Source organism: Corynebacterium sp. 5QC2CO (assembly GCF_024580435.1).
GTDB classification, from domain to species: Bacteria; Actinomycetota; Actinomycetes; order Mycobacteriales; family Mycobacteriaceae; genus Corynebacterium; species Corynebacterium jeikeium_D.
Genome location: NZ_JANIKI010000006.1, coordinates 148,187 through 157,477 on the forward strand (window position 1 = coordinate 148,187; position 9,291 = coordinate 157,477).

Annotated in this window: 10 protein-coding genes and 1 tRNA gene; 4 read left to right on the forward strand and 7 right to left on the reverse strand. The window is 58.8% G+C overall.

Going from position 1 to position 9,291, the window contains the following annotated elements; all coding sequences use genetic code 11:
- Positions 1 to 53 precede the first annotated feature (53 nt).
- Positions 54 to 1,394 carry an acyl-CoA desaturase gene (locus tag NQ014_RS06975; protein WP_257074467.1) on the forward strand — a complete coding sequence of 447 codons (1,341 nt, stop codon included), beginning with the start codon at positions 54 to 56 and terminating at the stop codon, positions 1,392 to 1,394.
- Here the strand turns inward: NQ014_RS06975 and NQ014_RS06980 are convergent.
- The 3 genes from NQ014_RS06980 to aroA are packed head-to-tail and all read right to left on the reverse strand — an operon-like array spanning position 1,391 to position 5,290.
- Positions 1,391 to 2,776: a chloride channel protein gene (locus NQ014_RS06980; protein ID WP_257074468.1), complete on the reverse strand. Its 1,386-nt coding sequence runs from the start codon at positions 2,774 to 2,776 to the stop codon at positions 1,391 to 1,393. The two genes, NQ014_RS06975 and NQ014_RS06980, sit on opposite strands and share 4 nt — an antisense overlap.
- Positions 2,763 to 3,809, reverse strand: a complete 1,047-nt coding sequence (gene rsgA / locus NQ014_RS06985; protein WP_070566230.1) for a ribosome small subunit-dependent GTPase A — start codon at positions 3,807 to 3,809, stop codon at positions 2,763 to 2,765. The genes NQ014_RS06980 and rsgA overlap by 14 nt, the downstream gene beginning before the upstream one ends.
- Before the next feature lie 2 nt (positions 3,810 to 3,811).
- The gene (gene aroA / locus NQ014_RS06990) at positions 3,812 to 5,290 is read right to left on the reverse strand and encodes a 3-phosphoshikimate 1-carboxyvinyltransferase (protein ID WP_257074469.1); all 1,479 of its coding nucleotides are present in this window, start codon (positions 5,288 to 5,290) and stop codon (positions 3,812 to 3,814) included.
- Positions 5,291 to 5,360: 70 nt separating this feature from the next.
- Here aroA and NQ014_RS06995 point away from each other — a divergent pair, with 70 nt between their 5' ends.
- Positions 5,361 to 6,056, forward strand: coding sequence for an SOS response-associated peptidase (locus NQ014_RS06995; RefSeq protein ID WP_257074470.1), 696 nt, complete (start codon positions 5,361 to 5,363; stop codon positions 6,054 to 6,056).
- A gap of 39 nt (positions 6,057 to 6,095) precedes the next feature.
- Here the strand turns inward: NQ014_RS06995 and ybaK are convergent, their stop codons facing one another.
- A complete protein-coding gene (gene ybaK, locus NQ014_RS07000; RefSeq protein WP_257074471.1) occupies positions 6,096 to 6,608 on the reverse strand; it encodes a Cys-tRNA(Pro) deacylase in 513 nt (170 codons plus the stop codon).
- Between the two features lie 98 nt (positions 6,609 to 6,706).
- Between ybaK and NQ014_RS07005 the strand changes: the two genes are divergently transcribed.
- On the forward strand, positions 6,707 to 7,336 hold the full coding sequence (locus tag NQ014_RS07005) for a sigma-70 family RNA polymerase sigma factor (RefSeq protein WP_257074472.1): 630 nt from the start codon (positions 6,707 to 6,709) through the stop codon (positions 7,334 to 7,336).
- 20 nt (positions 7,337 to 7,356) lie between these two features.
- Entirely contained in the window at positions 7,357 to 7,641 is a 285-nt protein-coding gene (gene rsrA / locus NQ014_RS10970) for a mycothiol system anti-sigma-R factor (RefSeq protein WP_038629430.1), read from the forward strand.
- 152 nt (positions 7,642 to 7,793) lie between these two features.
- Here rsrA and NQ014_RS07010 read toward each other — a convergent pair.
- From NQ014_RS07010 to NQ014_RS07015, 3 genes are all read right to left on the reverse strand, one after another.
- Positions 7,794 to 7,866: transfer RNA gene (locus NQ014_RS07010), tRNA-Ala, on the reverse strand.
- 364 nt (positions 7,867 to 8,230) lie between these two features.
- Complete coding sequence (locus NQ014_RS10975) at positions 8,231 to 8,305, reverse strand: 50S ribosomal protein bL37 (protein ID WP_014300525.1); 75 nt, start codon at positions 8,303 to 8,305, stop codon at positions 8,231 to 8,233.
- Positions 8,306 to 8,381: 76 nt separating this feature from the next.
- The gene (locus tag NQ014_RS07015; RefSeq protein WP_016422223.1) at positions 8,382 to 8,651 is read right to left on the reverse strand and encodes a WhiB family transcriptional regulator; all 270 of its coding nucleotides are present in this window, start codon (positions 8,649 to 8,651) and stop codon (positions 8,382 to 8,384) included.
- Positions 8,652 to 9,291: the final 640 nt, after the last annotated feature.

Here is a 9,291-nt window from a genome sequence, read left to right on the forward strand (position 1 = left end):
TCTCAACCTGCATTAACCAGGAGAAACTACCTAAAGGAGTTGGGACCCTTCCCATGGCAATTTCTGATATCGCATCGTATGCGCACTTGAGCGAAGAAGACGTCGCAGAGATTGGGCGTCGGTTTGCGGAAATCGAAAAGCAACACCGCGATTCGCTGGGACAGAAGGATGCTCGCTACATCCGCACGCTCATCCGCATTCAGCGCACCCTTGAGGTGACTGGTCGAGGCCTGCTGATGGTGCCGACCGCCGGCATGGCCCTGAACAAATTGGGGATGCTGCCGAAGTCGTGGAAGAACATCGCGCACTGGGGTTTCAAATGGGCGGGCGTCTCAGCGCTGGGGTTGGCAAAGATTTTGGAAAACCTCGAAATCGGCCACAACACCATGCACGGTCAGTGGGACTGGATGAATGACCCTGAGATTCACTCGGCCACCTGGGAGTGGGACAATTCCTGCCCATCCAGCGGGTGGAAGCACTCCCACAACTTTGTCCACCACAAGTACACGAACGTGCTCGGTATGGACAACGATGTGGGATACGGCATTCTCCGGGTGACTCGTGACCGCCGTTGGAAGCCTTCGACGCTGCTGCAGCCAGTGACAAACGTGGTCCTGGCAAGCCTTTTCCAATGGGCAGTGGCCTTCTACGACGTCGAGCTCGGGCGCGTGTTCGCAGGTAAGAAATCCTGGGATGAGGCCCGACCGCAGCTCATGGAGGTGCTCAACAAGTCGGGGCGCCAGGTGCTCAAGGACTACGTTCTCTTCCCCGCGATGGCGGGTCCGCGTTACCGCGAAGTGGCATTTGCTAACATGATGGCTAATCTCGCCCGTAATCTGTGGGCCTACGCTGTCATCTTCTGTGGGCACTTCCCGGATGATGCCGAGACTTTCACCAAGGAGCAGTACAACACCGAGGACAAGAGTGAGTGGTATTTGCGCCAAATGCTGGGCTCGGCGAACTTCCACGGTGGGCTGGCGTTGTCGGTGCTCTCGGGAAATCTGAATTACCAGATTGAGCACCACCTGTTCCCGGACATGCCATCCAACAGGCTTGCGCAGATTTCGAAGCAGGTTCAGCAGATCTGCCGGGAATACGACCTGCCATACAACACGGGGTCGTTCCCGAAGCAGTTCTTCCAGGTCCAGCGCACGCTGCTGAAGTTGTCGCTGCCGGATCGCTTCTTAGTCGCTGACCCGGACAACGCCCCAGAGGTACGTTCGGAGGCGGCGTTCAAGAAATATCCGCAGGTTGAAGCGGAGCTCCAGTCCAGTTCCCCGCAACGCAAGGGCTTAGCGACGGGCCTGCGAATGCTCCGCCGTCTTCGCCCAGGTGTCCGGGAAATTGTCCGGGCCTACACAGGTCGCTCGACGCACACGGCTGCGCGCGGTTAGCCCTCGGCCCGCTTGCGAACCGCAGCCGCGACTGCCGGTTCGCGGTTCCATGGCATTGATTGCTTGTGGGGGAGCCGTAGCCAGGCGCGAATCATGGTCACGGTCAGCGTCGCAGTTGCACCAGCGAGGAAGAGTGCTAAGTAAGCCGAGGAATTCTGGCCGGTGAACTCCACGGTCACGATCAGAGCGAAAAGCGGAGCTGCCATGGATGCCGACAGGAAGGCCGCCGCACCGAGAATCGCAAAGTCGCTCAGCGGAACTGAGGGCATCAATGGCTGTACGAAGCAGCCGACGATGAAGCCGCTGAGCGCGCCAAGGGCAAAGCCGGGAGTCAAGAGACCACCGACGGCCCCCGAACGGAAAGTAACGAGAACCGCGAAAGCTTTCGCAATCAGCAGGATGACTGCAAAACCCAGCAGCGGGCGATCCATGAGAACTGTGGTCGCAGCGATACGGCCATTGCCCAATACTTCTGGAACCCACAGTGAAATCACACCAACCAGTGTGAATGCGAGGGGGATGGCCCAGGCAGAGTGCCAGCCAGTCGGTGCTGTGTCCGACATTCGAGAGCTGAGAATGCGAAATGCGTAGCCAATGGCACCGCAGATAACACCGATGAGCAGTGCTGCCCCGAGGTTGCCCCAGCCGTCTGAGAGATTAATTGGGCTATAGAGCGGGCTGCTGCCGACCACAATGCCCGACGTCACCGTGGCAATGGCTGAACACGCGAGCACCACCATCACCGCGGTAATACTCAGTGAGCCCAACAGAATCTCCAACGAGAAAACCGCTCCAGCCAACGGGATGTGATAAATCGCCCCCAGGCCGGCACCGGCCGCTGCTGCGACCAGAATACGGCGGTGTAGTGGATCGATGCGCAGTCGATGCGACATCTGCGAGGCCACCATTGCACCGAGCTCACGCGGGGCATTCTCGCGTCCCATGGATGCACCTGCGGCTACGGTCGCCATCTGCAAAAACACATTGACAAGAGTTGACCACACAGGCATGGGGCGGCCGTGCATGCCCGCTTCAACGCTTTCAATAGGCTTCGCCTTTGTGCGAAGAGCTGCCCAGATTGGTCCTGCAATCAGTCCCGCCAACACAATTCCGACAAAGCGCTGTAGGCCAGTGGTGCCATCGGTTACGACCGCTACGTCACCCTCGTGCTGCCCGTAGACCGCGTACTCGATGCCGTGCATGATCAGCGTGAGCCCGGCAGCTCCGAGTCCTGTCGCAAGACCCACGATAAGCGTGTAGATACACAGCCGAATCCAACTGCCGGGGGCGGGGTAGAGTCCGGAGCCCGCTTTGTCCGACTCAGCACCAGCCGAAGCTTCAGTGGGCGTCTCCACAGAATCGGTGTGGCTAGTCTCTTTCAATGTCCAGCTCCCAATCCTCGTTGTCGCTGATTGCGCTCAACAGGCGACGCACAGCCATCGCTCGGCGGTGCTGAACTCCCTCTAGCTTGTCGAGGGCACACTCTGGATCCGCGGGCGGTCCCAAATGGGTGCAACCACGTGGGCATTCATCTGTCGCCGCCTGGATATCTGGAAACGCCGCCAGCAGCGTCTCCGGCGTCACATGAGCCAGACCAAAGGAACGAATGCCCGGGGTATCAATAATCCACGACGCCGCATCGTCATCGCTTTCCGACGGCAACATCAGCGCCACCGACTGCGTGGAGGTATGGCGGCCCTTACCCACACCACTGACTTCGCCGGTCTCACGGTTGGCTTCAGGAACAATCCGGTTGACAAGGGTCGATTTCCCCACACCGGAATGCCCAACCAAAGCTGTCACTCGTCCGGGGACATCGATGAGCTCTGACAAGGGAGCCAAGTCATCATTAATACCGCAGACAACGACATCCACTCCGAGTGCCGAGAACTCCCCGGCAAATTCCTCCGGGTCGGCCAGATCGGATTTAGTCAGACAGAGCACGGGGCGGACACCGCCGGCGTAGGCCGCGACCAGCGCGCGTTCGACAAAGCCGGTGCGAGGTTCAGGATCGGCGACTGCGCACACAATGAGCAGCAGGCTGGCATTGGCCACGACGATGCGCTCATACGGGTCATTGTCATCGGCGGTGCGACGCAAAACCGTGCTGCGCTCTGCCAGCTTGACGATGCGGGCCAGTGTGCCCGCACGGCCGCTGACATCGCCTACGACACCGACACGGTCACCGACAACGATATTGGTGCGGCCGAGCTCGCGGGCACGCATGCATGTCACTGCAACATCAGGGTTGTTATCGAGGACTACACCCCAACGACCACGATCCTTGGTCACCACCATGCCCCAGTGGGCATCGGCGTGGCGGGGGCGATCCTTCGTCCGTGGTCGCGACCCTTTACCGGGGCGGATGCGTACATCGGACTCGTCCCATTGCCGTCCACGCCTGCGTGCCGCCACTGTTATTTCCCTGCCTCGGTTCCGTTGTCCACACCATCAATTCGAGCTTCGACTGACTTTTCCAACGAACTAGGGCTGGGGGAGGCCAGTCCGAGCATCTCCAGCCAGCGCAGGTCGAATCCAGGCATGGTCTTAGCAGTGGTACCGATATTTTCGACTTTCACGCCCTCCGTGCGCAGGCCAACAATGGCACCAGCGGTGGCCATTCGATGGTCGGCGTAGCTGTGCCAGAGACCACCGTGGAGCGGAACGGGGTCGATCGCAATGCCGTCGTCAAGCTCGGTCGCGCGACCGCCGAGACGGTTGATTTCCGTGGTGAGCGCGGCGAGACGGTTGGTCTCGTGACCGCGCAGGTGTGCGATACCCGTCAGCTCGGTGCGGGTAGTGGCCAAGGTGGCGATGGCGGCGACAGTGGGGGTCAGCTCGCCAATCTCGGACATGTCCATCGTGATTCCGCGCAGCTCCGACGGCTTTGGGCCCACGACGGTGAGGCTGGTGCGGCCACTCTCGTGACGGTTCAACGTCACGGTAGCGCCCATAGCGGTGAGGATCTCGCGGATGCGGTCGCCCGGCTGCGTGGTGTGCTCTGGCCAGTCGGGCACGGTGACGCTGCCACCAGTGACAGCCGCAGCGGCCAGGAAGGCGGCGGCGTTGGACAGATCAGGCTCGACCTGCCAAGTACGACCCATCATTTCGGTCGGGTGAATGGTGAACGTTGTGTGTGGTCCCTCAGATGTGTCGGCCGTGGTCTCCTCGACCTGCACACCGGCCTCGCGAAGCATGTCCAGGGTCATGTCAATGTGCGGGCGGGAAGGAATCTCACCGGTCGGGCGAAGTACCAGGCCACGGCCATAGCGTGGTGCTGACAGCAACAGACCAGAGACGAACTGGCTCGAAGCCGAAGCGTCAATTTCCACTTCGCCGCCGATGTCCGGCAGATCCTGCTCCTGGACCGAGTCACCGAGGCGGTTGCCCTGATTCGGACCCTGCGGATTGACTGTGAAGGGAAGCCCATTGCCCGCGATGTTCACACCGAGGCTGCGCAGGGCATCCAGCACGGCCGACATCGGGCGAGCCTTGGCTTCTACGTCGCCTTCGAAGAACACCGACCCCTGCGCAAGAGCTGCGATAGGTGGCACGAAGCGCATAACCGTACCTGCGAGACCACATTCCACAACACCACCGCGGAGCATGCGTGGAGTGACGCGGAGCGTGTGGTTCGGGGCACCCGAATATGTCGAGTCGGCACTGATGTCAGTTCCCAGGGCCTGCAGTGCGCGAATCATAAGATCGGTATCGCGAGAGCGCAGAGCACCATGGATAACCGATGGTGTCGAAGATATCGCCGCGATGACAAGGGCACGGTTCGTAATCGACTTCGAGCCGGCAATCTGCACCGTGGCGCTAAAAGGCTGTCGGCCGGCTTCGGCACTGTCGACACTTACAGTAGGGGCGGACCAATTCTGATTTTGGGAACACACACAACCAATTATGGAACACTTTCACTCCATACCTCGACTAGAGGGGGAGTCAACGGCACAATCAGTTGGTATGTGTGGTCGTTTCGTCAATTTCACAGTCGCCGAAGAACTGCTCAGCACCACGGCTGAGATTCCCGGTTTGGTGCCCGTGCGTGCCGACGGCCCGTTGCCCACCTCCCGCTACAACATCGGCCCGACCATGCCAATAGTTGCTCTTGCCCGCGAGCACCCCGGCCGCACAGGAACCATTGCCGCCACCGTGCGTTGGGGTTTAATTCCGCAGTGGGCCCGCGAAGTGCCAACAACGCCTTTCTTCAATGCTCGTGCGGAAACCTGGCAATCCAAACCGACTTTCCGGGACGGCCTGCCCTGCGCAATCCCCATGAATGGTTGGTATGAGTGGAAGGATCGCCAGCCCTACTTCGTCAGCTTCGGCGATGAGGCATCGCTTTTCACCGTCGCGGGGCTGTGGGCGCGCTGGGGCGATATCGTCTCCGCCACAATTCTCACCACCGACGCCGTGGGACAGCTCGCGAATCTGCATCATCGTATGCCGCGCGTGGTTGCCGACGACGAAGTCAGTGACTGGTTGGATCTCTCGACCTGGGCAGCAGACGGAGATGTTGGCATGACCAGCGCAGAAGTGGTGGACAAGCTGACCATCCGACCGGTCAACCGCGCCGTCGGCAATATTGCGAATGAAGGGCCGCACCTACTGAATGGGCCCGATGGAGCAGCACCCGGCCACAACGAGGAGCTGTTTTAAGACCGTATCAGCGGGGAAATTACAGGAGTAGCCGGAGGATTATCGGGCGATGTCGGCGACCGTGGCGTCGCAAAGCGAAACCAGATCAGCGGGTGACAGTTCGATGTCCCACCCGCGGCGACCACCGGAGACGAACACCGTGTCGGCGAGAGTGGCTGTCTCATCAATGACGGTGGGGAGCTTGCGGCGACCGCCAAGCGGGGAGATGCCGCCGGGAACGTAGCCGGTGGCAAGTGACGCGTCATGGGGGTCGGCCATCGTGGCCTTGGAAGCCCCGACAGCCGTGGCGGCGGCCTTGAGGTTGAGCATTCCGGTGGCGGGGACGACGGCGATGGCCAGCCCAGTGCGTTTGCCGGATAGCTCGATAATGAGAGTCTTGAAGATGCGTTCGGGCTCGACTCCGAGATGCTCTAGTAGCCAAGAGGCGGCCTCTTCGCCGAAGTTGTCGCTGCCGTGGGGGAATTGGTGAACGTGGAAGTCGATTCCGGCGTTCTGACAGACGGCGATGGCCGGGGTGGCGGCAGCGGATTTCTTGGCGGACTTCTTCGACATAATTTCCCATCGTTGCACACCAGTGCAGCTACGCGACGAAATGCCTGGTGACGGGGGTCTGGCCGACTCGTGGGTGCGGATGTTTTAGGATAGGTAGCATGTCAGGTGATCAGACAGGAACATCGGCCATCCGGACTGATGAGTCGGATGAGGAGCTTGCGCAGCGCTTTGAGCGTGATGCCATGCCGCTTTTGGATCAGCTCTATGGAGCGGCGCTGCGGATGACACGCAACCCCGCCGATGCCGAAGACCTGGTGCAGGAGACCTATATCAAGGCTTTTCAGGGCTTCCGCTCCTACAAGCCGGGCACGAACCTGAAAGCGTGGCTCTACCGCATTCTGACGAATGCGTACATCAACAACTACCGCAAGGCGCAGCGACGTCCTGCCGAGTACGCCACCGATGACATCACGGATTCACAGATCGCGGAAACCGCATCGCACACTTCGATAGGGCTGCGCTCTGCTGAGGTTGAAGCGCTGGAAAAGCTTCCTGACGAGGAAATTCGTGACGCTTTGATGAGTCTCAAAGAGGACTACCGGATGGTGGTCTACTACGCCGACGTCGAGGGATTGCCCTACAAGGAAATCGCCGACATCATGGGCACGCCCATCGGAACTGTGATGAGTCGGCTCCACCGTGGAAGAAAACAGCTCCGAGACGCGTTGCACAACGTAGCCGTGGAACGTGGATTCTTGAAAGAAGAGAAGGGAGATTCTCCGCGATGAGCCGAGAGTCGAGCCAAGATATGGAGCAGACGCCAGAGCGCGGGCACGCCTGCGAAGATGCTTTCTGTCAGGATGTCCACTCGCGCCTACACGCATTTTTGGATGGCGAGTGTGATTCGGAGGAGCGCCGCTTTCTCGAGGAACACATTCACAAATGCCCTCAGTGCTTGGAAGAGTTCGGTTCCGAGCAAGCTATACGACGGCTGCTACGCCGGTGCTGCCAGCAACCTGCCCCTGAGGACCTCCGTCAGCGCATTACCACTCGGATTCGCGTGTCCTATACGCGGGTGGAGTACCGCAGGTAGCTGCTGGCGGCTAGGTTTTGGTGCGTCATCTTTTGGCGCGTATTCCTTTGATGCTTAATGCGATGTTGCGTAATACGGTAATGCGGTAATGTGTAATGGGAAAATCCCAGGTCACGGTGATGTGGCCTGGGATATTTTTGTGGAGTTATTTGTGGAGCTAAGGGGAATCGAACCCCTGACCTTCGCATTGCGAACGCGACGCTCTACCAACTGAGCTATAGCCCCATTGCTTTCGAGCAACCTAGCTGGAGCTGCTGTAAAAGCTCTGTTTTCAGACGTTACTCCGGTGGGGTTTGGGCTCCAAACTCGCTGGTAAGGTTCTGGCGGATGGTTAATCCGGAAAGCGAGGATGCGGTATCGACGAGGCATCGAAAAGGTGTTGAAAGTGACTAGGTTTATGACAAAAAACCGCGGGTGAATTCAATTCATGTGTCATAAACCTAGTCACTTTCAGACCTGCTACCCGTTGAGGTGTCCGCTGGAGGCATAAAAAACTCCACCCCGTCCCTCGGTGCAATACCGAGTTGTGCTGGAGTGGAGTGAGATGTCTTAGCCGGTGATGGCTAAGACTGCTGCAACTAAGGGCAACTTAGCTGTTCGGACGCTTGCCGTGGTTAGCCTTGTTCTTACGGCGGTCCTTGCGCTTACGGCCACGCTTGCTCATAGCTGGGCTCTCTTTCTATCGGGTTAAACAGGTATCAACCGGTATAGATTACACGGTACGAGGGTAAGTCCTTTAATTAGACCGTGGTGCTGGTGCGAGTGCGACGGGTGCGGCCGCGGTTGCGACGGCGCTTCAGTGCGCGACGCTCATCCTCACTCATGCCGCCCCAGACACCTGCATCCTGGCCGGTCTCAAGTGCCCAGGCCAGGCACTGAGCAGTAACGGGACAACGGTTGCAAACGACCTTGGCCTTAGCAATCTGGGCGAGAGCCGGGCCGGAGTTACCGACCGGGAAGAACAGCTCCGGATCCTCTTCACGACAAACGGCCTTGTGACGCCAATCCATGACAAACTCCTAAAACATTACGAGCCCCGGGTGAGGGCAGGGTTAAATTTCCTTGCGGGAAGGCAGCTCCGGAAATGGATTTCGTCAGACACGACAAATCGCCGTATCTCAACGAAGGTTGGGGTTCATTCCCAGTTGCCCAGGGGTATTAGGCATCTTGGGAGGGGCCACCTGTTCCATCGCCTATACGACGTGAAAGGTAGTGGGGACTCACCAAAGAGTTTGCGCCTAAAAAGGCGAGACTTGCATGGTTGCACAACCAGTGAACTGCGTGCCTGTCTCGCTGACGATTTACATGTTTTCACGACTGGGGCGGTTCGTAAAGAGCAAAATGAATAAAAGTGCCGAACCTCACAGAAAAGTGAAGTTTTGGTTAAAACGCCAGGTCAAAACTAGCCCTTTGTGGGGGTAAAATTAGTTTTGGTAATTGCAGTAGTGAGGGTGTATGGCGCATTTTTGTTGGCTTGTCAGTAAACAGTTGCAGTTTAAGTCGGGTTTGCCTTGGCTTTTTGGCTAGGGCGTGTCTCCTAATTGTGGGCCTGTGCTCGAGCATGATTGAGGTGTGTCACAACGGTCTAGATTTACGCAGTTCACGAATGCACAGTGGGAGCGAGTTGAACCACTTCTGCCAACGAATGAG